A 24,176-nucleotide genomic window follows, 5' to 3' on the forward strand; every position below is an offset into this window, starting at 1 on the left:
GAAAGCCACGCGCGAGTAGCACAGCGCACTTTCCTCTCGACTTCGAGCATCAATTCGTGTAACCTAATTAAGTAATTAGCCTCAGCTATTTACCACAGCGAAGTCAGTCGTTCGGAGGTCCGAGTGAGTACCGAGAGTGCCCCCGAGGGTGGATCGAGCAATCCACTTCCTGCCCAACCGGAAGTGGGAACCCTTTCTCTGGAAGGGTTGAACAGCACGGTCGAGATCCCCCCCGAGAACGCGAGTTTTTGGCGCCAGTACCGCGCGTTCGTCGGCCCGGCGTTCCTTGTGAGTGTCGGTTACATGGACCCCGGAAACTGGGGAACGGACCTCCAGGCGGGTGCGAGCTACCGCTTCGATTTACTTTGGATTGTTGCACTATCGAGCTTCATGGCGATCATCATGCAGGTGTGCTCCGCGCGCCTGGGGATCGTCACCGGGAAGGACTTGGCACAAGCGTGCCGCGACTATTTCCCGGCGTGGACCCGGTGGCCGAACTGGTTGGCGTGCGAGATCGCGATCGGCGCGTGCGATTTGGCCGAAGTGCTCGGGAGCGCGGTGGCGCTCAATCTCCTCTTTCACGTCCCGCTGTTCTGGGCCGTCCTCATTACCGCGTTCGACGTACTACTGATCCTCGCACTCCAGGGGTTCGGAGTACGGTTCATCGAAGCCGTCATCCTGACGCTCGTCGCCACCATCGGCGGCTGCTACTTCGTCGAAATCTTCGTGCTGCCGCACACGACACCCGATTTCCTGGAAATGGGGGCCGCGCTCCTCACTCCCGGGTTCCGCCAAGAAGGGATGATCGTGGGGGCGATCGGCATCATTGGGGCAACGGTCATGCCCCACAACTTGTACCTGCACTCGGCCCTGGTACGCACGAGACGAATCGGGTTCGATGAATCGGCGATTCGCAGAGCAATCAAGTTCAACACCATCGACACGGTCGCAGCCCTGTCGCTCGCGTTCTTCGTGAACGCATCCATCCTGGTACTCGCGGCCACCACGTTTTACGGTCGGGAAAGCGTCGCGTTGCCCAGTGGAGAAATCATCCCGTTCAGCGACGACGCGGACTGGATTCGCGTCGCCTACCTGACGCTCGCTCCCTTATTAGGAGCGACGTCGGCGAGCGTCCTGTTCGCGGTGGCACTGCTCGCCAGCGGTCAAAGCAGCACGATCACGGGAACACTGGCGGGGCAAGTGGTAATGGAAGGGTTTATGCACTGGCGCATGCGCCCGTGGGTCCGGCGCCTCATCACGCGCCTGATCGCCATCCTCCCGGCGGTCATCATCATCGGAATTCGCGGGAGCGGGAGCGTCACGGATCTGCTGGTGCTGAGCCAGGTCGTGCTGGCGATGCAACTGCCACTGGCGCTGTTCCCGCTCTTGTACTTCACCAGCTCGAAGAAGCGCATGGGGCAGTTCCGCAACGGCTGGTTCCTGCTCACCGTTGGGTGGACGTCCTGCCTGCTCATCACCGCCCTGGACTTTTACGGGTTGCCGGACACGATGCAAAAGGCGTGGGTGGTAATCGTGGGGAAACCGGGGGAACAATAACGCTGTTTCTGAACGCTCTTTGTTTCAAGGAGTTCCAATGTCCAGGTTTCGAGTCGCTGTTCGGTTGCTCATCATGCCCGTGGTGGTGGGCGCGATCATCTTCACATCGGCCGGGCGCGTGGATCTGCCCGGTGTCTGGGGCGTGCTCGGTGTGCTGGCAGCCCTGATGCTGGCAATGGCCCTGTTCACCGATTCCGGGCTGATGCACGAGCGGCAAAAGCCCGGCCCGGGTAACTGCGACTGCTTCACGCGGCCCATCAGCGCGCTACTTCTTCCCACGCACTGGGTTCTGGCCGGGTTGGACGCGCGATTCGGGTGGAGTGCGGTTCCGCGGGAAGTGCAGTTCGCGGGTGTAATCGGCTACGCGGGCGCGATGGTGATCCTGCTCTGGGTGGTGCGCACCAACCCGTTCTACTCCTCGGTGGTTCGCGTGCAGGCGGACCGCGGGCACCGAACGGTAGAAACCGGCCCGTACCGGTTCGTGCGCCACCCCGGTTACGCCGCGACCCTCTTCGGTGTGTTCGCCGGCGCGCTGGCGCTCGGTTCCTTGATCGCGCTGGTACCGCTCGCGGTTCTGGGCGGTTTGTTCCTCCGCCGCACGCTGTTGGAGGACCGCATGCTCCAACTCAAACTCCCGGGCTACGCGGAGTACGCACAGCGGGTGCGATCGCGGTTAGTGGCCGGAGTGTTTTAAAGCCGAACGAACGTCGTGAGCCGGTTGGTGAGATCGAGGCGCTACTGCGAGCGCGATTCCACCAGCCGGCCCGGCTGTTTGCCCGGATCACGTCTTGAATTCTCACACCTGCACCACTTTGGCGACCGCACGGAGCGCCGATCTGAAATTTCCGGGCGAAAAACGTCTTCGCGGCAAAATGGTTCCCGGTCGCGGGCGTATTCCCGGTGTGCCCCACTGTTCCATTCAGGAGAGGCGATGCTCTTTCGGTTGAGCAACGTCACCAAAACCTACGGCCCGGTCACCGCGCTGCGCGGGCTGACGGTCGAGGCCGCCCCCGGCGCGGTGGGACTACTCGGTCCCAACGGTGCGGGCAAAACCACCCTCATCCGGACCCTGCTCGGTCTCATCAACATCGACTCCGGTGCGGGCGAAGTCCTGGGCCTGAACATCCACACGCAGCGCCTGGACATCCGCCAGCAAGTCGGGTTCATGCCCGAGGACGAGTGCCTGTTCCCGGCCGTGCCCGGAGTCGGGTTCGTGTCTTACGCCGGTGAGTTGTGCGGCATGGCCCCGGCCGACGCGATGCAGCGGGCACACGAAGTCCTCAACTACATCGGGCTCGACGAAGCCCGCTACCGACCGGTCGAGTCTTACTCCACCGGCATGAAACAGCGGCTCAAACTCGCGGCCGCGATTGTTCACGATCCGAAGTTGCTCATCCTCGACGAACCAACGAACGGAATGGACCCGGCCGGCCGACAGGAAATGATCGAGCTGGCCCGCGACCTCTCCCACGGCAAGGGAATGAGCCTGATCTTTTCGAGCCACCTGCTGCCGGACGTCGAGGCCGTGTGCGATCACGTCATCGTGATGGGGCGCGGCGCGCTCTTGGCTCAGGGCAACATTCAGGAAATGAAGCAGGCGCACCCGCGTTCGTTCGACGTGCGCGTGAAGGGCGATCGGGACGCATTCTTGGCGCGGTTGCGTGCCGCGGGTGGTGACGCCAAGCCCTACGAAGACGCCCTGCGGGTGGAGTTACCCGAAGGGCAAACGCCGGATCTACTCTGGCGGATCGCGGCGGAAACGGGTGAACAAATTCGGCACCTGCGCCCGCACCGCAGCTCGCTCGAAGACGTGTTCCTTGAAGCGGTCGGAGGGTAACTGTGCCGATCTTCGACCAGGGCTATCAACACTGGCAGGGGCAACTCTCGGGGCACCGCTGGCGCTGGCTCGCGGTGGCCCGCCACGGTGTCCGCGCCCAGCTCCAAAACCGGTTCGTCCGGCTCTTGCTGTTTGTCGCGTGGATGCCGGCGCTGGCGCTGGTCGCGACGCTCACGCTCTGGGGCCTACTCGAACAGCAGGCCGAGTCCGTCATTAGCTTCCTTCAGAGGTTGCTTCCGCCGGAAATGGTGGCGCGCCCGCGCGATTTCCGGGGCGCGATGTGGACGGTCGCGTACTCCTACTTCTTCAAGGCCGAACTCCTCTGCTCACTGTTTCTGGTGCTGATCGTCGGGCCGAACTTGGTGAGCCGCGATCTGCGGTTCAACGCACTCCCGCTGTACCTCTCGCGCCCGCTGCGGCGCGTCGATTACTTCCTGGGGAAGCTCGGCGTCATCGGCTTCTTCCTGGCCATGACCGTCGTGATCCCCGCGATCGGCGCGTACCTGATGGGAGTAGCCTTCAGCCTCGATTTGGGCGTTGTCCGCGACACGCACCGGCTGCTGTGGGCGGGCGCCCTGTACGGTCTGGTCATCACGGTCGCGTCCGGCACGCTGATGCTGGCCCTGTCGTCGCTGTCTCGGCGCTCGATTTACGTCGGGATCGCCTGGGCCGGGATCATCTTCCTGAGCCACATGCTGAGTTCGGCGCTCGTGGGCATCCGCAACGACACCGAGCGGCGCGAAATCGTCCGCGAGGACGTCGAAGCGTGGGTCAAGGCCCACCCGCCGCCCCCGGGCATCGAGATGCGCGGGATGTACCCGATTTCGCGGTCCACCACGACGCGGCGCGTGGTCGCCCCGGATATGCCAAAACTCCCGGACCTAAGTCCGGAAGAACGTGCCCAAGAGCAGTGGATGCGCGACTGGTCGGGCGCCATGAGTGAAGCCGGCTCACGGGCCGAAAGCGCCCGTGCCGCCCGCAGCTACACCGACTGGCGCCCCACGCTCTCGTTCGCCAACAACCTCGATCGCATGGGCGACTGGCTGCTTGATACGGACGGCGCGTGGGAACTGCTGGGTCGCACGCTCGAGCGCCCGCGGCAAATGGTCGGCCCACTGGCGAAGGGCCGCAACGTGCCGATTCCGAGCGGCCCGCCCAACGACCGGCGCTTGGCCGAGCGCATGGTCTGGCAGTTCCCCTGGTACTGGTCGGCCGGCACGCTGACCGGCTTGTGCTTGGTGTCCGCGTTCGTAATGTCGCGCCGCGTGAAGTCCCTGGACCGGCTCAAATGACCCCGATCATCGAGTTCGACGGCGTTTCCAAGTGGTACGGGAACGTCATCGGTCTGAACAAGCTGACGCTGCACGTCCCGGCGGGCGTTACGGGGCTGCTCGGCCCCAACGGTGCCGGCAAATCGACGCTGTTGCAGTTGGCTACTGGTCAACTACGCCCGAGCCAGGGCACTGTCCGCGTCTTCGGCCAGGACGTCTGGGACAACCCGGGTCTGAATCACCTCATCGGACTGTGCCCGGAACAGGATGCGTTCTACGAGTGGATGACGGGGCACGACTTCGTTCGCACCTGCGCCCGACTGAGTGGTATGAACCGGCGCGAGGCGACCAAGGCCGCGAACCGGGCAATGGAACTCGTCGGGATGACGGAGCACATGTACCGGGCGGTGCGCGGGTACTCGAAGGGAATGCGCCAGCGCACGAAGCTGGCCCAGGCGATGGTCCACAACCCGCGCGTGCTGTTCCTCGACGAACCGCTCACGGGGACCGATCCCGTGGCCCGGCGCGACCTAATTGACGTGGTGCGCGGGCTCGGCGCGAGTGGGTGTAGTGTGGTGGTGTCGAGCCACGTCCTGCACGAGATTCAAGCTCTTACCCCGCGCATCGTGCTCCTGCACCGGGGGCGCCTCGTCGCGCAGGGGCACGTCCGCGAGATCCGCGATCTTATCGACAAGCACCCGCACCGCATCGTCCTGGTGAGCGAACAGTACCGCGAACTGGCGGCCAAGTTAGCCACGTGCGCCGATGTGGACGGGATCAAGTTCATCGAGCGCGAATCGAGCCTATTGGTCGAGACGCGCCAGCCCGACGCCTTCTACGCGCGGTTGCCCGAGTTGGCCGCGACCGGCGGACTGTCCCTCCGCGAAGTGTACTCGGAAGACGACAACCTGGAAGCCGTGTTCAAGTACCTGGTGAACCGATGACCGTAGCGGAAGTTCGGCCCCCGCGCCGCTCACTGTCCACCGAGGCGTCTGCGCTGGTGGCCCTGTTCGATTTGACAGTACGCCAGCACACGCACGGCCGGCGGTTGCTGGTGCTCGTCCTCTTGTATCTGGTTCCGTGCGCGCTGGCGATCCTACTCCGCTCCCTGCCGCACCCAGCGGAGGCGGAGGCGCTGGAATTCGCACTCGTCCTCACCCTTCTGCCGCACGGTTTGGCGCCGCTCACGGCCCTGCTGTACGCTGCCGGGGTGGTGTCGGACGAGGTCGAAGAACAAACGCTGACGTACCTACTGTTGCGGTCGATTCCGCGCTGGGAGCTGTACCTCACGAAGCTCCTGGCGACGCTCTGTGTGACCACGTTGCTGGTCACAACGGCGGTCCTCGCGCTGTACACGTCCATCTACGCGGGCACGCCACAGTTCTGGAGTGAAGCGCTCCCACGCGCGGGCGGCGTAATCGCGGTATCGGCTCTGGCCCAAGTCGGGTACTGCGTGCTGTTCGGGTTCCTGGGCCTGGTCACGCGCCGGGCACTGATCGGCGGAATCGCTTACATCGTGGCGATCGAGGGAGTGTTGGCGAACCTCGACTTCGTGGGGCGCTCGCTGACGGTGGTGTACTACGTTCGCACGCTGTCGCTCCGGTGGTTGGATCTGCCCGCGGAACAGTTGCGCCGGTGCCAGGACGCTTGGGGCATGACGGAACTGGACAAGCTGCCGTCGTCGAGCGGCTGTGCCCTCGGGCTTCTCGGCTTCGGCGCCGTGCTTGCGCTGGTGTCGGCCCTGTTGTTCGCTCGCAGCGAGTTCCGCGTGAAGACGCCGGGCAGCGATTGAGGCACTGTAGGTGTGCGCGAGAAAATAGAGTAAGCGACGAGGCTACTCTTTTTCCGGTGACACGAGTTTGAGTCCGATCAGACAGCCAATGATTCCCGCCAAGAAGAACAGCCGCCAGAACGTCGCCGGGTCTTTGAACCAGATGATCCCGATGAGCGCGGTTCCCGCCGCGCCGATCCCGGTCCACACCGCGTAGGCGGTACCCAGCGAGATTTTCTGGGCCGCGAGCGTGAGCAACCCGAAGCTGATGATCGACAGGAGCACGAAGGCGATCGACCAACCGATTTTGGTCAGCCCTTCGGAGAGCTTCAGGCAGGTCGTGAACCCGCACTCGAAAAAGCCCGCGGCGATGAGGTAGAGCCAGTGCATGTGTGTTCGCGATTGAGACCGCTTTCGCGGGTCGAATCCGTTTTGAGATCAGTGTTACGACCGCACGAGCCGCGACCGCAAGGGAGCGGGAGGCGCCACCACGCCCTTGCGGTCGCAGCTCGCTTAAAGGAAACTGAAGCTGGCCTGAAGCCGTTGACATCGAAGGCACGTCAACGGCGTTTGGAGGTCGATAACCGGGCCGGAGTCGCCGGCTGTGGTGGGCCTTCGCCGCAAAGCCGGCTCGACCCACCCTACTACAGCGTTTGGAGGTCGATAACCGGGCCGGAGTCGCCGGCTGTGGTGGGCCTTCGCCGCAAAGCCGGCTCGACCCACCCTACTACTACAGACCCACCCTACTACAGCGTTTGGAGGTCGATAACCGGGCCGGAGTCGCCGGCTGTGGTGGGCCTTCGCCGCAAAGCCGGCTCGACCCACCCTACTACAGATCAGGCCGCGACCAGGGACGCGACGGCGGACGCTTCCGGCATCGGGGTCGCGTCCTTGAGCGCCGCCAGTGCGTCGAGCAGGCCGTCGATTTGTGTCGGCGCGTGGTTCGCGTTCACCTGCATCCGCAACACGCCAGCACCGTGCGGCACCGCGGGGAACACCACCGATTGCACGTAGTAGCCGTGGTCGTACAGGAACTTCCCGGCCTTCAGCGTCGCCTCTTCTCCCCCGACCAATACCGAGACGATCGGCACCCGGCCGCCCATCACGGCCAAACCCAATTGGGCCGCGCCGCGGGTGAGTTGGCGGACGTTCGCGTCGAGCTTCGCCCGCAGCACCGGGTACTCGGCAGACATCAGGATGTCCACCACCGCACAGACGGCCTCGAGGTACGGGGGCGGAACCGGTCCGCCGAAGATGAGCGAGTTCGACTTCAATTTCAGCACGTCGATCGCGGCCTGTGAACCCCCGACGAACCCGCCGAGGCACGAAAACCCCTTCGAGAGCGAGCCGATGGTCAGCACGTTGTCGTAGCCGCCGAGTGCCTCGCGCACGGTCCCGCGCCCGTGCTCCCCGAGCACCCCGCTCGCGTGCGCATCATCCACGTACAAGCAGGCATTGTGCTGGCGCGCGATGCGCTGAAATTCGGCCAGCGGCGGCAGATGGCCGCTCATGCTGTACACACCGTCCACGGCGATCACCGCGTGCCGGAACGGGTGCAGGGAGCGCAGCGTTTCTTCGAGCGCTTCGGGCGAGTTGTGCGCGAACTTCGCGGTGCGCACCCCGCGCGCCTTGGCGAGTTTCAGCCCCTCGTCGATCGAGTTGTGCGCGAACTGGTCGGCCACGAGCACGTCGCGCCGCGTGACCAGCCCCGGCAGCGCGCCGACGTTCGCGAGCGTGACCGACGGGTAAATCAGCGCGGCCTCGGTGCCGAGCCATTCGGCGATCTTCCGCTCGGCGCGCACGTTCGGTTCGACAGACGCGAACGCCCGCGAACTGCCGTTGTGCGACCCCCACGCCCGCACCCCGCGCTCGATCGCGCTCGTCACACGCGGATCCTGGTCGAGCCCGAGGAAGCTGTCGGACCCGAAGTTGGTGACCCACCGCCCGCCGAGCTTGAACGTCCGATCGGGCCGGACCGCTTCGACGGTCTGGTCCTTCATCAGCAGGTCAGGGTACTCGTCGAACATGCGGCGGAAGAACCGGGTCATTCCAGTATCCGCGAGCGCGTCAATCAGTCGGTCCAGGGGCGCGGACATCATTAAGCCTCATCGTCGAGCGGCAGGCACCCGAATATATCGGACGTGCGCGCTGAGAAGTTTGGTCGATGTTGACGATTCCGCGGGCGATGCGGCTCACAAGACGTATGAGCAAATGGCGCGATCTTGCGCCTGCGGAATGGGTAATTTGGGCAGGATAAACCGAGTGGCAAATACTGAACGAATCGGCTGTGCCGAAAGTACAGACTTAAGCAACCCGGTAATCGGCTGAGCCGTGTTTCAGTTATCACCCCGGATGTGGCATGGCAAACTATTTTACGTCACTCGGGGTGTCTCGGGGTGACAACCGCGGTGAGAAAAGGCGAACGTTTACAGTCGATTTTTGGGAGACGAGAATTGGGGCAGGTGAAGCCCGGTCAACAACGCGAGCGGCCGAGACAATTGCCCGGCCGCTCGTGTTCGTTTCGGGTCGGCGCGTTACCGCGACTTTTTTGGTTTGTTGGGCTCGGACTTGTCTTTGTCGGCCTTCTTCGACAGGTTCTCGATCCCGGTGGGGCAGTCAGTCTTGAGCGGGCACGAGGCGCAGAGCGGGTTCTTCTCGACGCAGATTTCCTTCGCGTGAACGCTCATTAGCTCGGTGAATTCCGGGCCGCGGGCCTTCGGGATCACGTGCTCGATGCCGCCGCGGAGCGACTCCATATCGTCGGTCTCGGCCTCTTCGACCACGCCGAGGCGCCGAAGCACCCGGAACGTCGGGCCGTCGAGCGGGATCGCGTGGCCGCCGAGTGACCGTTGCACCACCCAGGCCACCGCGAAGTCGTTCACCTGCTTGAACCGGCCGATCTGTTTGGCCGCTTGCTTCAGGTTGAGCTTCTTCAACTCGCTGTCGTTGAAGTACCGCGACACCTGCTTGGCGGCCTGCTTCAGCCCCTTCTTCTCCATGTCGCCGAGGTCGTAGGAATAGTTCAACTCGAAGACCGCGTGCAGGACGCCGATGATCCACCCGGCGCGCGGGCCGGAGTTCGGGAGCGGCCGGAGCGCGTCCGCGACCTCTTGCACCGTGCTGACGCGGACCTCGTTCCAGTCCACGAATACTTTCCGCAGGCGCGCGTACCCGGCTTCCGCGTCCTCGGTGGTGCTGCCCTCGCGGCAGATCGCGAAGAGCAGTTCTTCCAGGAGCGGGCGCGGGACTTCTGGCTCCAGGGCGGGGAGCGGGAACCTCTTCTTGAGGGCCGCTTGCGCCTGGGTCAGGAGCTGTTGTTTGTTGGTGATGGCCGGCATTCAGTGGGACTCCGGTTCCGTAGGCGTTCGCCCGCTGGCGCTAGTTCGGGCGGTCCGTCGGTCCTTCGGCGGCTTCGGCTCGCGGTCCGTGGTCGGGTGCGCTCTCGTTCGGTGCGGCGCTCGGGGCCTCGGGTTCGTCGGCCCCGGTGTCCGGTTCGTCCGCGCCGTCGGGTTCGGCTCCGGCTTCGGGCGCCGGCGCGCCCCCGGTGAGCCGGTCGTTTTCTTCGCGAATCAGGCGGGCGATTTCGATGCTCTTCTTCACGCCCTCGTCGATCACGAACGTGACGTGCGGGACGTACCGCGACGTGAGCCGGTCCGCGAGCTTCGTCTGTACGAACCCGGCCGCGCTCTTCAGCCCGTGCATGGTGAGCTGCTGTTCCTTCACGGTCCCCATGACCGAGACGAACACCTTCGCGTGCTGGAGGTCGCCCGACACCTCGGCGCGCGTGACCGTAACGTTCTTAACGCGCGGGTCTTTCAGCTCGAACAAAATGGCGTTGGCCGCGGTTTCGCGGATCACTTCCGACACGCGCGCTATCCGGTGAGATTTCATCAGGTTCCAGAGTACAGAGGACCGGGGAAAGAACCGAAGACCGTCGAGTGTTTTGATCTCTGGCTTCTGACCCCTGCCCTTTGGATTGGAGCTCGCGCCCCAGTTAAAATCCGCTAAACGACCTCGCGGCCGACCGTCACTTCACCCCCCAGGTACTCCGCGACCGGGTGCCCGCGGAGCGCTTCGGTGATCTTCTGCAACACGCCCTGAACAGCGGCGGTCTCGAAACCGACCGCCGCGAAGCCGAGCGTCACCAATTTTACGTCGTCGTGGGTGTCCACTTCCGTCGCGGACACGTTGAACCCGTTGCGAATGCGGTCGAGAATGCTCCGCACGACCTGCCGCTTGTCTTTCAACGTGCGGCTCTCGCGCACCAACAACCGAACCGCCAGGGAGCCGATGACCATAGTCGTTTTGGCGAACGGCCGGTGTGAACCGGCCGGTAAGAACTCACGTGTTGTAAACGCGGCCGGGTGCCCCCGGCCGCGCGCACCCGTTACAGCGTCCGGTGCCGGATCTCGATCTTGAACGCCTCGATCACGTCGTCGACCTTGATGTCGTCGAAGCCGGTGATCTTCAGACCGCACTCGAAGCCCTCGCGGACGTCCTTGGCGTCGTCCTTGAACCGCTTGAGCGAGTCGAGCCCGACCACCTTCTCGGCCGGCGGGAAGACCACGACGCCGCCGCGGATGACGCGGACCCGGGCCGAGCGCTCCAGCACGCCGCTGGTGACGTAGCACCCGGCGATGGTGCCCACCTTGCCGTGCTTGAACGTCTGCCGGACCACCGCGCGGCCCAGGTGAACCACTTCCTCGATCGGCTTGAGCCGGCCCTCGAGGGCCGCCTTCACGTCGTCGACGAGGTTGTAGATGATCTGGTACTCGCGGAGGCTGATCTCGCGCCCCTCGGCCAGTTTCAGGGCCGCGTCGTCGGCTGTCACGTTGAACCCGACGATGAGCGTGTCCTGCGGGCTGGTGAGCGCCAGTTGCACGTCGGACTCGGTGATGGCCCCGATGCCGGCGTGCAGCACGCGGGTGGTCACCTCCTCGTGCGTCAGCTTCTCCAGTTCCTTGCGGATGGCCTCGACCGACCCGCGGGCCTCGGCCTTCAGGATGATCTTCAGCTCGGTGATCTTGAGCTTGCTCTTGGCGGCCGAGAGCATGTCGATGTCTTTGACCGCGGTGAACCGGTTGAGCGACGCCTCGCGGTCCTTCTTTTCGCGGGCCTCGGCGATCTTCGCCGCGGTGGTCAGTTCGTCGACCGCGTAGAACGGGTCGTCGGCGTTGGGTACGCCGCCCAGCCCGGTGATGAGCACCGGGGTGCTCGGCCCGGCCTCCTCGATCGACAGGCCCAGGTCGTTCTGCATGGACCGGACGCGCCCGAAGTTCGCACCGCACAGGACGATGTCGCCCAGTTTCAGCGTGCCCTGTTGGACGAGCACGGTCGCCATCACGCCCTCGTCCGAGGTCATGTAGGCCTCGAGGCAGGTACCGAACGCCGGGCGGTCCGGGTCGGCCTGGAGGTCGTCGGCGAGGTTGATTTCCGCTTCGATCAGGATCGCGTTGAGCAGGTCGTCGATGCCCTGCCCGGTGAGCGCGGAGGTCTCGACGAACTGGATGTCGCCGCCCATGTCGTCGGGGAGCAGTTCCAGGTTGTAGAGCTGGCGCCGGGTGCGATCGACGTTGGCGTTCGGCGCGTCCACCTTGTTGATGGCGACGATGATGCGGACGTCCGCGGCGCGGGCGTGGGCCACGGCCTCTTCCGTCTGGGGCATCACGCCGTCGGTCGCCGCGACCACGATGACCGCGATGTCCGTGACGTTGGCCCCACGGGCGCGCATCTTGGTGAACGCTTCGTGGCCCGGGGTGTCGAGGAACGTGATCGGCCGCTCGATGACCTTTTCGCCGGTCTCCGGGTCCTCGATCTTGTGCGTCACGGACCACGCGCGGATGACCTGCGTGATGCCGCCGACCTCGCCGGCCGCGACGTTCGACCGCCGGATCTTGTCCAGCAGCGACGTTTTGCCGTGGTCCACGTGGCCCATGATCGTGACGACCGGGGGCCGCGGGCGGAGCTTCTCGGAGTCCACTTCGCGCGTCAGCCGCTCGAAGTCCTCGATCAGCAGTTCCTCGGCGGTCTTCTGCCGCTTAACGATCAGCTCGATGTTCTTCTCGACGGCGATCAGCGCGGCCGTTTCAAAATCAACAGGCGAGTTGTTGCCGTAGAGCTGGCTCGTTTCCTTAAGGAGCCGCTTGGACAGCTCGCCCGTCTTCATGCCGATCGCTTCGGACAGGCTGCGGACCGTGATCGGCAGCGTGATCTCGATCTTCCCTTCCTTGATCGTCACCACCTGCTGCCCGCGGCGGATGGCCTTGCGGAGCAGCGCCTGGCGCGGGCCGCGGCGCGACCCCCACTGCTGCTCGACCATCTCGACGCCGCCGGACCCGATGACGACCGATCCGCGGTCGACGCGCGGCCCGCCGGTCGAGCGCCCGCGGTCGCCCGCGGTGCGCCCCTTCTGCCGCGCGTCGCGCCCGATGACGCCGGCCTTCTTCTTCTCTTCCTCGTCGTCCACGACCTCGCCGGGGCGGGGCGGGAAGCCCGGTGCCGCGCCGGGGCGCGGCGGGCCGCCAGGACCCGCCGGTGCGCCCGGTTTGGCGGGGCGCGCCGGAGCGGCGACGGGGTACGAGTGATTTCGTTCAGCGACACCCGCTGGCCGCGCGCACTGGCTTGGCGCAGCCGGTCGATCATTTCGGGCGTGAGTTTGACCGACGATGCCGCCTGACCCGAGCCGGCCGGCTTGGGCGGACCACCGGGTCCGGGGCGGCCACCGGGACCACCGGGACCGCGCGGACCACCGGGAGAATTACCACCCGGACCGGGGCCGCCGGGACCGGACGGACGCTGACCGGGCGCGCCCGTGACGCCGGACGATCGTTGCGATCCGGGCGGCGGTGCCCCGCCACCGGTACGAGGAGCGGCGATGTGCTTGGGCGGTGGCGGCGCTGGACGGCGGCTCAGCACCGACGGCGTCGAGGACATGCCCATGTTCTGCGGAATAATGTTTCGCGGCGAACCCGGCGGTGGGAGCGGGGCCTGCATCGTCGGCGCTGCTGGCTTCGGCGCGGGCGCCGGAGTAACAGGGGCAGCAGGAGCCGACGCGGTCACGACCGGAGCCGCGGGTGCGGCCGGCTTCGCTTCGACCGGCGCAACAGGAGTCACAACCGGAGTTGGGGTCGGGGCCACAGTTGCGGCCGTCACGACCGGAGTTGGTGTTTCGGGTGCGGCCGGCTTCGCTTCGACCGACGCGGCAGGGGTCACGACCGGAACCGGGGCAGGCGCGGCCACAGCAGGAGCCACGGGTTCCGGCGGCACGGCCGGCGTCGGGGCAACGGGCGCGTTGGACCGCGGCGGCGCAACGGGCGCGGGGCGCCCGCCCGTGTTCAGGTTCCGCATCCCGCCGGCCCCGAGCGCGGGGATGACGTTCTTCGGCGGCGCGGGTGGGGCAACGGGCCGCGCCACGGGGGTCGCGGACACAACCGGCTTCGCCGGGGCCTCGGCAACAACAACAGGTACGGGGGCCGGTGCGACCGGCGCAGCGGGCGGAGTTACGACCGCGGGCGCGGGGACAACGGGCGGAGCCGCTACGGGCTGCGCGACAACGGGTGCGACCGGTTCAGCGGGCTTGGGAGCCGGCTTCGGGATGGCTTTGGGAATAGCGTGAATGGGTTTAGCGAGTGGAGGAATGACGTTCTTCGGCGGAACGCCGGGTGGGGGGGTAGGGGCGTGACCGGCTCCGGGCTTCGGACCTTTTTTGGCCCGTTCCTTCAGCGCGTCGGCTTGTTCCGTTAACAAGCCGCTCAACTGGTTCGTGATATCGGCGTAACCGAGTTCCTTGCAATAGTCGAGGAGCAGTTTGCTCTCGACGTTCAGCTCCTTAGCCAGGGTAAAAACCCGGACCTTCTTTTCTTTGGCATCCTTCGTGTCTTTCGACGTCGTATTCGACAAGCGGAACTCCTCTGGGGGTGCTCCGAACAACCCCCGAACCGGCCCGCACGCAGCGGGCATGCCGGATCGACCGATCGCGCCCCGAACGAGTTATATTCTAATCAAGCCGCCCCCGCTGAAAAGGGGACTCTGGGCAGGAGCGCGGAATACGGCAGAAAGAGCGCGAATTCGGAAAGCCCGGCCCCGGGCCGTTGGGCGTTCCGAATTCTGCGATCCGCGTACCAAATCCCGCGTTTTTGACTCATTCGGCCGGCTTGTCCGCGTCGGAAGGCGCGGGCGCCGGTGTACCGGTCTCCTCACTGGAATTAGAGACGATCGTAGGCTCTTCGGGTTCGGAGAGTTCGGAAGTTTCCCCAATCTCAGAACCCGCGGCACCCTCACCGACTTCGGAAACCCCGGAAACTTCCCCGGCTTCCAGAGCCGCGACACCCTCTGCGCCCTCGGCGGTTTCGGCCGACTGTGCTTCCGCATCGGCCCGGGCCTGTTCCGCGTCCGCCCGCGCTTGCTCCGCGGCAGCTTGCTCGGCCTGGCGCCGTTCTTCCTCGACGCTCTGCTCCATCACGTCCGCGTACTCTTCCGCGTACATGACGACCTCGTCGGCCTGGTCCTCGGGGAGCCCCGAGAACTCGGCGAGCCCGGCCGCGTCGATCATGGTGATGTCATTATAAGAGAGGAACCCTTCCTCAATGAGAACGTTCGTGAGTTCGAGCGACGCATTCGGGAGCTGCCCGAACCAGCGCTCGGCACGCTCCAGCGATTCCGCCAGCTCGTCGTGCGTCATGATCTCGATGTCCCAGCCCACGAGCTTGGACGCGAGCCGCACGTTCTGCCCGCGGCGCCCGATGGCCAGCGACAACTGGTCGTCGGTGACGAGCACGATGGCCCGGCCGAGGCGCGGGTAGGTGAACACGTCCGAGATCTGCGCCGGCTGTAGCGCGTTGGGGATGAGTACCTGGAGCGCGTCGTTCCAGCGCACGATGTCGATGCGCTCGCCGTTCAGTTCCTCGATCACGTTCTTGATGCGGCTCCCGCGAACGCCGACGCACGCGCCGACCGCGTCCACCTTCATGTCGATCGAGGTCACCGCCACTTTGGACCGGTACCCGGCTTCGCGGGCGACCGCGCGGATGTCGATGATGCGCTCGTCGATCTCGGGGATCTCTTCCTCGAACAGCGCCTTCACGAACTCCGGGTGCGCGCGGGACAGCACGATCTTCACGCGGTTGCCCTGCTTGCGGACCTCCATGATGATCGCTTTGACGCGCTCACCGACGTGGTGCGTTTCGCCGGGGATCTGCTCGCTCCGCGGCAGCAGGGCCTCGCTCTTTCCGAGAGAGACAATGGCGGTGCCGGCGTCCACGCGGGTCACGGTGCCGACCAGCAGTTCGTACTTCTTACCGGTGAACTCGTTGAACACCGTGTCCGATTCGGCCTCGCGGATCTTCTGAATAATCATCTGCTTGGCCGACTGCGCCGCGATGCGCCCGAGCGTGATCGGGTCGAGTTCCTGGTCGCCGTACTTGGCGACGATGTGGCCGGTCGCCTCGTCGATGCTGACGAACACGCCCTCTTCCACCTGGAAGTGCCGTTCGGCGGCCACCTGGATCGCGGACGCAATGCCCTTGAAGATCACGTCCTTGGCGATTTTCCGCTCTTCGTGGAGCTTGTCCACGAGTTCGAGGATCTTGGCACCCGTGTCCTCGACCTTTTCTTTTTCTTTCTTGATCGCCATGCTCTTGGCCCTCGGCGGGGTGCCGGCGAAAAAACGCCGAAACCGGCTGGGATTACGCTCCACGCCGCGGTTGCCGGGTGCGGTCCGGCGGCCGAGAGCCACGGGGACCGACGCCCGACACCCCGACGCGGGCGGCCCGAAGCCGGTGCATCGTTGGTGTGGTTGTCACCCGTATTGTTGCGCCCGTACAGCGCGGAAGCAAGAGGGGCAGTTGAGAAAAAATGGTGGAAGAACTGCAATACGTTGTGGCAAACGGCCGGTGAGAGCGAGCAAACGCCAGAACCAACATCTGTGATCGACCGGACGCACCGGCCGTTCGCCCTTCGGATCGAACCGCTGCCCACAACTCGCCCGAACCCCATTGAGACCTACGTTCGAGGGAAGAACGGCGCGAGCGTGTTCTCGGCTCGTTGTTTGCAAGCACCGGTGACGAAACCGGAATTCTCGGGACGGGGCCAGTTATGATCGTTGTCCTCATGGGCGTGTCGGGCTCGGGTAAATCGACCGTCGGCAAGATCCTGGCCGAGCAACTCGGGTGGACTTTCGTTGAGGCCGACGACCACCACCCGGCGGCGAACGTCGAAAAGATGCGCCGGGGAGAGCCGCTAACGGATGAGGATCGGCGCCCGTGGCTCAACGTGCTCAGGAACCGGATCGATGAGGCGTGCGCGCGGGGCGAAAATGTCGTGCTGGCCTGTTCCGCGTTGAAGCACGCCTACCAGGACTATCTGGAACGCAACGAACCGGAGTGCGTACAGTACGTGTACCTCCACGGTTCGGAAGAAGTCATCCGCCAGCGCCTCGCGGCCCGCACGGGGCACTTCATGAACCCGAACTTGCTCCACAGTCAGTTCGAGACACTGGAGCCGCCCGCCGATGCGATCCGCGTCGATATCACCCCCGCGCCCGAAGTGATCGCGGCCGAAGTCAAAAAGAAACTCGGTTTGTGACCCCAACGGAATCGAACCCCGCGAGTACCGAGTTTGCGCGAGCGCGCTCCCGGACGGTGCGCGGCGAACTGCGTAAGATGCCGCGAGACTCGAGTTTGGTCGTATTCCGTTTACTCAATTGAGGTTTTGCCTCGTCGCCCGGTCCACCGCACACGCTCGGCCGCGCGAACCCGGTGAGGCACGAGGGCAGTATGGCCAAGGAACTCGACCGCGGCGTGCTCACCGGTATCTGGCTCCTCGCCGCCCTCGTCGTCGTCAACGCCGGCGTCTCGTACTGGAACACGCGCAAGGTCCGCAACGACGCGCGATGGGTCGCGCACACCCAGGAAGCGCTGGCCGCGCTCGGCACCGTTCGGGCCAGCGCGCGCGACCTCGAAGCGACCCAGCGAACGTTCATCCTCACCGGCGCGGACCGGGACCGCACATCATTTCGGAGCGCGGAGGCCCAAACGCGCGCGAAGCTCACCCGACTGGCCGAACTCACCACCGACAACCCCGAACAGCAGTCCCGAATCGCGGCCCTCGGTGCCCGCGTGGACCGGGTAATCGAACACCTGAACGCGACGGTCGCCGTGCGCGAATCGAGCGGGCTCGAAGCGGCCCGCAAGCTCGTCGCGGGGGACACGGGCCGGCAATTGCTGGACGATGTGGACCGCGCCGTCGACGAGATCGAGGCCACGGAGCGGGCGCTCCTCCACACGCGCGGGATCGATACCGAGCGGGCGTACTTCAGCGCCCGGCTCTTCGGCGCCGCGTCCGCCGGGTTCGGGCTGACCGCGGTCGGGATGTTCGTCTGGCTGCTCCGGCGCAGTAACCGGGCGCGGGCCGCCGCGACCACCCGCGTGTGGGAGCAGCGCGAGTGGCTGCGGACCACGCTCGCGAGCATCGGGGACGCGGTCATCGCGACCGATCTCGCGGGGAACGTCACGCTTCTCAACTCGGTCGCCGAGGCACTCACCGGGTGGCAGAACGACGACGCGGTCGGGCGCCCGCTCACCGAAGTGTTCCGAATCGTCAACGAATCGACGCGCGAGCCGGTCGATAACCCGGCCCTTCGGGCGCTCAAGTTCGGTGCGATCGTCGGGCTGGCGAACCACACGATCCTGATCGCCAAAGACGGAACCGAGTACCCGATCGACGATTCCGCGGCCCCGATCCGCGACCCCGACGGGCGCGTGGGCGGGGCCGTCCTCGTGTTCCGCGACATCACCGAACGGAAGCACGAAGAGCACGAGCGCGAGCGCCTGGCCGAGACCCTTCGGCTCGCCGTCGGCGCCGCGGATTTCGGAACGTGGGAGTGGAACCCCAAAACGGATCGGATCTCCCTCTCGGACCGCGCCGTCGCGATCTACGGCACGGACCCGGGACCGACTCACACCCGGGAGTGGATGCGCCGGGTCATTCACCCGGACCACCGGGACCGGGCGCGCGACGAGGCCGCGCGGGCCGTCGCTGCGCGGGCCGATTACGACATCGAGTACCCGCTCGACCGCCCGGAGCCGGTTTGGGTCTCGGCCCGGGGGCGCGGCGTGTACGACGAGGCCGGGGAACTGGTTCGGATGCTCGGGGTGGTGCAGGACGTGACCGCGCGAAAGGCGGCCGAGTCCGCGCTGCGTGAGAGTGAAAATCGGCAGCGGTTTTTGGCGGAGTTGGCCGTCACCACCCAATCGATGTCCGGGGCCGCTGAAGTAATGGCGGCCACCGCCCGGCTGCTGGCCGAGTACCTGGACGCGGACCGCTGTGCTTACGCAGAAATCGAAAACGAGTCGGTGTTCGTCATCACGGGCGACCACCCGCGCGGCGTTCCGAGCATCGTCGGGCGCTGGCCGGTTGCGGCCTTCGGCCCCGAGTGCGAGCGCCTGATGCGCGCGAACGAACCCTACATCGTTAACGACGCGCGCACCGATCCGCGGATCGGGTTCAACGACCGGCCCACGTATGAGGCCACCGCGATTCGGGCCGTGATCTGCGTCCCGCTTCACAAGGGCGGGCGGTTCACGGCAGCGATGGCCGTACACACACAGACCCCCCGGCACTGGGCGCCCGAGGAAATTCAGCTCGTTACGACCGTGGTCGACCGGTGCTGGGAGGCCCTGGAACGCGCGCGGGCGGCGGAGGCCGAACGGCGGCTCTACGCGGAGGTCGCTGCGGAACGGGTGCAGTTGGAAGAAGTCTTTCAGCACGCGCTCTCGTTCGTGGCCGTTCTGCGCGGGCCGGCCCTCGTGTTCGAGCGCGCCAACGACCGCTGCGCCGAACTGCTCGGCGGGCGCGAACTTATCGGCCGGCCGGTGCGCGAGGCCGTTCCCGAGGTGGACGGGCAGGGGTTCTTCGAGATCCTCGACCGGGTCTACCGGACCGGCGAGGCGTATGTCGGGAAGGACGCGCGGGTGATGCTCCGAACCGGAAACGGGGAGCTGGAAGAGCGGGTTCTGGAGTTCGTCTTCCAGGCGATGCGCGACGCGACCGGGGCCGTGTCCGGCGTTCTCGTTCAGGGCATCGACCTGACCGACCACAAGCGCGCCGAGGCCGAGCTCGCCCGCGTCACGGCCGCGTCCGAACGGCGCCGGCGCCTGTACGAAACGGTCCTGTCGAACACGCCCGACTTCGTGTACGTGTTCAGCCTCGACCACCGGGTGCTGTACGCCAACGACGCACTGATCGAGATGTGGGGGCGCGGCCGGGACGGGGCGCTCGGCAAGACGTTCCTGGAGATCGGCTACGAACCGTGGCACGCGGAGATGCACGACCGCGAGATCGACCAGGTGCGAGCGACCAAGAAACCGATCCGCGGCGAGGTGCCGTTCAACGGCACCAACGGGCGCCGGATCTACGACTACATTTTCGTCCCCGTCATCGGCGCGCAGGGCGAGGTCGAAGCGGTCGCCGGGACCACCCGCGACGTGACCGAGCGGCAAGCGATGGAGCAAGAACTGCGGGACGCGGACCAGCGCAAGGACGAGTTCATCGCGCTCCTCGCCCACGAACTGCGCAACCCACTAGCCCCGATCCGCAACGGGCTCCAAGTGCTGCACCTCGCGGGGACCGACACCAGCGCCCTCGCCCGCACCCGCGTCATGATGGACCGGCAGCTCTCGCACATGGTGCGCCTGGTCGACGATCTGCTCGATGCGTCCCGGATCAGCCGCAACAAGATGGAACTGCGCCGGACGCGCGTCTCGCTGTCCGAAGTAATGGCGAGCGCGGTCGAGACGGCGCGCCCGCTCCTCGACGACGCGGGGCACGAGCTGCGTGTCGCGCTCCCCGCCGAACCAATTTCTCTCGACGCGGACCTGACGCGCCTCGCGCAAGTCTTCAGCAACCTGCTGACCAACAGTGCCAAATACACCCCGCGGGGTGGGCAGATTCACGTTTCGGCCGAGCGAAATAGCGCGGAGGCGGTGGTCTCGGTCCGGGACACGGGAATCGGCATCCCGGCCGACGCGCTGTCGGCCGTATTCGACATGTTCTCGCAGGTGGACCGCTCGACCGAGCGCAGCCGGGGCGGGCTCGGGATCGGTCTGGCGCTGGTTAAGGGGCTGGTCGAGATGCACGGCGGCACGGTGACGGCCGAGAGCGCGGGACCGAATAAAGGGAGCACGTTCACCGTTCGATTACCGATCCCGGTCGACCAAACGGAACTGCCCCACGAAACCCACGAGACCGGCACTGCACCGACGAAGCGCACGCGGCGCGTGCTCGTCGTGGACGACAACCACGACGGCGCGGAATCGATGGCCGAAATGCTCGGCTTGTTGGGAGGAGAAGTCCGAACCGCGCACGACGGCTTGGAAGCAGTAACAGCGGCCGAGGAGTTCCGGCCCGAGATCATTTTAATGGACGTCGGGATGCCCAAACTCAACGGGCTGGACGCCACTAGGCGCATTCGCTCGCACCCGTGGGGGCGGGAGATGGCCATCGTCGCGCTAACTGGTTGGGGGCAAGAAAGCGACCGGGAACGGTCTCGCGATGCGGGGTGCGACGGACACTTGGTCAAGCCCGTGAACTTGTCCGACCTCGAAAAGCTGCTCGGTACATTGCGCAACGAGCACAAGTGAACGTCGCCCGCGCAGTGAACGCGAGCGGCGGCACAACACTTCAGGCCCGTTTCGGCATCCCTGTAACGAGCCGCGACCGCAAGGGAGCGGGAGGCCCCCAGCTCCCTTGCGGTCGCGGCTCATTCGATCCCCTACACCGATCCTGAAACGAGTTAGGCCCGTTTCGGGCGCCGGGCACTGGGCTTGGGCGAGTTCTGCTTGCTCGTCTTGGCGGCCGCTCGCTTGTTAGCCGGTGTTCCGCCGACCGCTCCGCCACTGGGACCAGCTTCTGCCGGGAACTCGTCCTCGTCGGAAGTGTCGTCCTCATCGAGGGGACCACTTCCCATCGCCGCCTGCAAGTTCGCGCCGCTCAAAGCGCCGCTGCCGACGGTCGTTCCAGCCAGTCCACCGATCGCCGATCCACCGCCCGGCGTGCCGGCCGCGTGGGTGTCGCTGGGATCGGCACCCAAATCGCGCCCGACGACGCGCTGAAGGGCTTCGGCGGAAGACTCGTGCCCCGGTTCGCCGAGCCACGTGGCGGGGCGCCCGTCGTTAACGTTCACCGCGCGCCCGGACTGGAGCGCGGACGCACACGCGACACAGTGCCGCACATAGGGCAGAGCGCCGAGTCGCGCGGCTCCGATGTCGCGCTTGCATTGCTCGCACCGCCCGTAGGTGCCACGCTCGATGCGTTCCAGAGCGGCAACGGCCTCGTCGCGGATGTACGTTTCGTTCTCCAGGAGCGTGGCATCGAGTTCCTGGGAAAACGTCCCCGTGCCCAGATCGGCCAGGTGCATTGGGGCGTTCGACACGCCGCCCCCGGATTCACCGCCCAGGGGCACGCGGACCTCGGCTTCCAGCGAAGCCGCCGTTTTCCCGACGCGATCCACCAACTCTCCCAAGACCTTCCGATATCGATCAAGTTGTTGTTGATTCATGACTTTCTCCACCGGGTGTCCATCAGAGCGCCTTTGATGAAGCAGGAATCGTGCCTCGTTTCGAGAATAATGGGCCGCACCGGGTACGAACCGCTGCTTATGAATCCCGACGCCGGTGCAGAAATGCTTGTAGCCCGGCGGAACGACACGCGCTCCACCGGGCCACAGATTGAGAAAGGCGCTTTTAAGAATTCACGCCCGATACACGATCTAGCACTTGTGCGATTTTACTTTTTGGTGATTTCCTTGACGCGGATGTTGCGGTAGCGAACGAACTGCTTGGTGTAGTCGCCGCCGCCGTGAACCTGGAGCGCGATGCCGCCCTTGTCCGCGAGCCGCTTCTCGGTGTCCTGGAACTCCATGAACTTCACCCCCTTGATCCAGGTCGTGATCTTCGGCGGGTTCCCCTCGACCCGGGCGCGCACCTCGTTCCACTCGCCGTGCTTCCAAAACTTCGCCCAGTCTTCGGCACCCACCGGGCTCGGAAACGGCTTGTACTCCTTCACCTCGATGTCGGTCACTTCCTTTTTGAAGCTGAAGTTCTGCACGTGCGGCTTCCCACCAATGCCCTCGCCGTAAACCCCCATCAGGTTACCGCCGGAGTGGTAGTCGATCATCGCCTGATAGCACTTACCCGTATCCGTGCTGCGGAGGAAGAGGCCGCTATCCGGCCCGAAATCGTTGTTCATCTCCAGCGCCACCTCGAAGTCTCCGTACTCCTTCTCGGTGATGACGATACCGCCGTTACCGGGCACGTCCTGGCTGCCGACGATGGCGCCCTTCTCGATCACCCATTTACCGCCGCTCTTGTTCTTGGTCGTGCCGCTGTGACCGGTCTTCGCGGACACCTTCCACCCATCAAGCGACTTGCCGTCGAAGATGGAAACGAAGCCGGTTTCGTCGAATTTTTCCGGTTTCGGCGGTTCGGCGCGGGCCGGTATCAGGGCGACGAGCGGAACGAGTAACAGGGACGTGAGCGCGAGCGCAGCGGATCGCATCGGAGGGCCTCGGGGGAGGGGTGGAGGGCGACCGGGTCAGTATCCGCGCGGGGAGTAGCGCTGTCCAGAAGCGAACAGCAAGACGAGATTTCTTCGCGCGCTGATGCTCCCGGTTCATCAGACACTTGTGAGAAACGGGAGTTTCAGCGCGCGGTTAGAACAATTACACCGTCCGGCCGAACGCGGGCGCGAGTGCCTTGAGGCGTGTGAGCAGCGCGTCGAGGGCGGCGAAGTCGAGCGACTGGGCGCCGTCGGACATCGCGCGGTCCGGTTCGGGGTGGACCTCGATCAGCAGGCCGTCAGCGCCTGCGGCCAGTGACGCGAGTGACATCGCCGGTACATAGGCGCGCTTGCCGGTCCCGTGGCTCGGGTCCACGAAGATCGGCAAATGGCACAGAGCCTTCGCGGGCGGGATCACCGAGAGGTCGAGCGTGTTGCGGCTGTGATCGGAGAACGTCCGAACGCCGCGCTCGCACAGAATAACTTGGTAGTTCCCGCCGGCCATGATGTACTCGGCCGCCATCAGCCACTCTTCGAGGGTCGCGCTCATCCCGCGCTTCAGCAACACCGGCTTGCGGCACTTGCCCACGCGCTTGAGCAGCGAGAAGTTCTGCATGTTCCGCGTGCCGATCTGAATGATGTCGGCGGACTCCTCGACGGCGCTCGCGTTCTCCGTGTCCATCAGTTCGGTGACGATGCCGATCCCGGTCTCAGTACGAGCCTTTTCGAGAATGCGCAGCCCCTCGATTCCCAACCCTTGGAAGCTGTACGGGCTGCTCCGCGGCTTGAACGCGCCGGCCCGCAGGAACTTGACCCCGCGCGAAACGAGGTATTCGGCGGTCTTAATCATCATCGCTTCGGACTCGACCGAACACGGCCCGGCGATGATCGTGAAGTTCTTGGGGCCGATCGTGTCTTGCGCGAGCGGAATCGTGGTGTCGTCGCGCTTCATCTCGCGGCTGGCGAGTTTGTACGGCTTGGTAACGCGAATCGCCTCCTCGACCCCGGGCAGCACTTCAAAGAGCGACTTATCGACCGCCCCGGTGTTCCCGGTGATCCCGATCGCGGTCCGGGTGGCGCCGGGCATCACGTGCGGGGTCAGCCCCTGGCCCTCGATCACCTGCACCACTTTGTCGACCTGCGACTGAGCGGCGTGAGACTGCATGACAACGAGCATAGAAACGTACCG

19 protein-coding genes are annotated in these 24,176 nt (G+C 65.5%); 8 read left to right on the forward strand and 11 right to left on the reverse strand.

Annotated elements, in window-relative coordinates:
* Window positions 1–123 precede the first annotated feature (123 nt).
* The 6 genes from J8F10_RS25790 (at window position 124) to J8F10_RS25815 (ending at window position 6,457) form a co-directional block, all read left to right on the forward strand.
* Window positions 124–1,557 (forward strand): Nramp family divalent metal transporter, encoded by a 1,434-nt coding sequence (locus J8F10_RS25790; protein ID WP_210658874.1) that lies wholly within the window; start codon window positions 124–126, stop codon window positions 1,555–1,557.
* Between the two features lie 37 nt (window positions 1,558–1,594).
* The gene (locus J8F10_RS25795) at window positions 1,595–2,251 is read left to right on the forward strand and encodes a methyltransferase family protein (protein ID WP_210658876.1); all 657 of its coding nucleotides are present in this window, start codon (window positions 1,595–1,597) and stop codon (window positions 2,249–2,251) included.
* Between the two features lie 237 nt (window positions 2,252–2,488).
* Window positions 2,489–3,394 (forward strand): ABC transporter ATP-binding protein, encoded by a 906-nt coding sequence (locus J8F10_RS25800; protein ID WP_210658878.1) that lies wholly within the window; start codon window positions 2,489–2,491, stop codon window positions 3,392–3,394.
* A 2-nt stretch (window positions 3,395–3,396) separates the two neighbouring features.
* Window positions 3,397–4,686, forward strand: coding sequence for an ABC transporter permease (locus tag J8F10_RS25805; RefSeq protein WP_210658880.1), 1,290 nt, complete (start codon window positions 3,397–3,399; stop codon window positions 4,684–4,686).
* On the forward strand, window positions 4,683–5,609 hold the full coding sequence (locus J8F10_RS25810; protein ID WP_210658882.1) for an ABC transporter ATP-binding protein: 927 nt from the start codon (window positions 4,683–4,685) through the stop codon (window positions 5,607–5,609). Before J8F10_RS25805 ends, J8F10_RS25810 begins: the two co-directional genes overlap by 4 nt.
* Window positions 5,606–6,457, forward strand: a complete 852-nt coding sequence (locus tag J8F10_RS25815) for an ABC transporter permease (RefSeq protein ID WP_210658884.1) — start codon at window positions 5,606–5,608, stop codon at window positions 6,455–6,457. Before J8F10_RS25810 ends, J8F10_RS25815 begins: the two co-directional genes overlap by 4 nt.
* Before the next feature lie 42 nt (window positions 6,458–6,499).
* Here the strand turns inward: J8F10_RS25815 and J8F10_RS25820 are convergent, their stop codons facing one another.
* From J8F10_RS25820 to nusA, 8 genes are all read right to left on the reverse strand, one after another.
* Complete coding sequence (locus J8F10_RS25820) at window positions 6,500–6,826, reverse strand: DMT family transporter (RefSeq protein ID WP_210658886.1); 327 nt, start codon at window positions 6,824–6,826, stop codon at window positions 6,500–6,502.
* 446 nt (window positions 6,827–7,272) lie between these two features.
* On the reverse strand, window positions 7,273–8,535 hold the full coding sequence (locus J8F10_RS25825; protein ID WP_210658889.1) for an aminotransferase class I/II-fold pyridoxal phosphate-dependent enzyme: 1,263 nt from the start codon (window positions 8,533–8,535) through the stop codon (window positions 7,273–7,275).
* Between the two features lie 435 nt (window positions 8,536–8,970).
* Entirely contained in the window at window positions 8,971–9,774 is an 804-nt protein-coding gene (locus J8F10_RS25830) for an endonuclease III domain-containing protein (protein WP_210658891.1), read from the reverse strand.
* Between the two features lie 40 nt (window positions 9,775–9,814).
* Window positions 9,815–10,327, reverse strand: a complete 513-nt coding sequence (gene rbfA, locus J8F10_RS25835) for a 30S ribosome-binding factor RbfA (protein ID WP_246523583.1) — start codon at window positions 10,325–10,327, stop codon at window positions 9,815–9,817.
* A 113-nt stretch (window positions 10,328–10,440) separates the two neighbouring features.
* A complete protein-coding gene (locus tag J8F10_RS25840; protein ID WP_210658895.1) occupies window positions 10,441–10,734 on the reverse strand; it encodes a DUF503 domain-containing protein in 294 nt (97 codons plus the stop codon).
* Window positions 10,735–10,823: 89 nt separating this feature from the next.
* Complete coding sequence (infB, locus tag J8F10_RS25845; RefSeq protein WP_246524470.1) at window positions 10,824–12,755, reverse strand: translation initiation factor IF-2; 1,932 nt, start codon at window positions 12,753–12,755, stop codon at window positions 10,824–10,826.
* On the reverse strand, window positions 12,671–14,335 hold the full coding sequence (locus J8F10_RS39270) for a hypothetical protein (RefSeq protein WP_246523585.1): 1,665 nt from the start codon (window positions 14,333–14,335) through the stop codon (window positions 12,671–12,673). Before J8F10_RS39270 ends, infB begins: the two co-directional genes overlap by 85 nt.
* A gap of 241 nt (window positions 14,336–14,576) precedes the next feature.
* Window positions 14,577–16,067, reverse strand: coding sequence for a transcription termination factor NusA (nusA, locus tag J8F10_RS25850; RefSeq protein ID WP_210658897.1), 1,491 nt, complete (start codon window positions 16,065–16,067; stop codon window positions 14,577–14,579).
* A gap of 461 nt (window positions 16,068–16,528) precedes the next feature.
* Here nusA and J8F10_RS25855 point away from each other — a divergent pair, with 461 nt between their 5' ends.
* Window positions 16,529–17,017: a gluconokinase gene (locus J8F10_RS25855; RefSeq protein WP_210658899.1), complete on the forward strand. Its 489-nt coding sequence runs from the start codon at window positions 16,529–16,531 to the stop codon at window positions 17,015–17,017.
* 191 nt (window positions 17,018–17,208) lie between these two features.
* Window positions 17,209–21,072 carry a PAS domain S-box protein gene (locus J8F10_RS39275; protein WP_246523586.1) on the forward strand — a complete coding sequence of 1,288 codons (3,864 nt, stop codon included), beginning with the start codon at window positions 17,209–17,211 and terminating at the stop codon, window positions 21,070–21,072.
* Between the two features lie 152 nt (window positions 21,073–21,224).
* Here the strand turns inward: J8F10_RS39275 and J8F10_RS25875 are convergent, their stop codons facing one another.
* The 3 genes from J8F10_RS25875 to aroF all read right to left on the reverse strand — a co-directional run bounded on the left by J8F10_RS25875 (window position 21,225) and on the right by aroF (window position 24,164).
* A complete protein-coding gene (locus tag J8F10_RS25875) occupies window positions 21,225–21,989 on the reverse strand; it encodes a TraR/DksA family transcriptional regulator (RefSeq protein ID WP_210658902.1) in 765 nt (254 codons plus the stop codon).
* Between the two features lie 227 nt (window positions 21,990–22,216).
* Window positions 22,217–22,987 (reverse strand): 3-keto-disaccharide hydrolase, encoded by a 771-nt coding sequence (locus J8F10_RS25880; RefSeq protein WP_210658905.1) that lies wholly within the window; start codon window positions 22,985–22,987, stop codon window positions 22,217–22,219.
* Between the two features lie 163 nt (window positions 22,988–23,150).
* Window positions 23,151–24,164, reverse strand: coding sequence for a 3-deoxy-7-phosphoheptulonate synthase (gene aroF, locus J8F10_RS25885; RefSeq protein ID WP_210658907.1), 1,014 nt, complete (start codon window positions 24,162–24,164; stop codon window positions 23,151–23,153).
* Window positions 24,165–24,176 lie beyond the last annotated feature (12 nt).

Source organism: Gemmata palustris (assembly GCF_017939745.1).
GTDB lineage: Bacteria > Planctomycetota > Planctomycetia > Gemmatales > Gemmataceae > Gemmata > Gemmata palustris.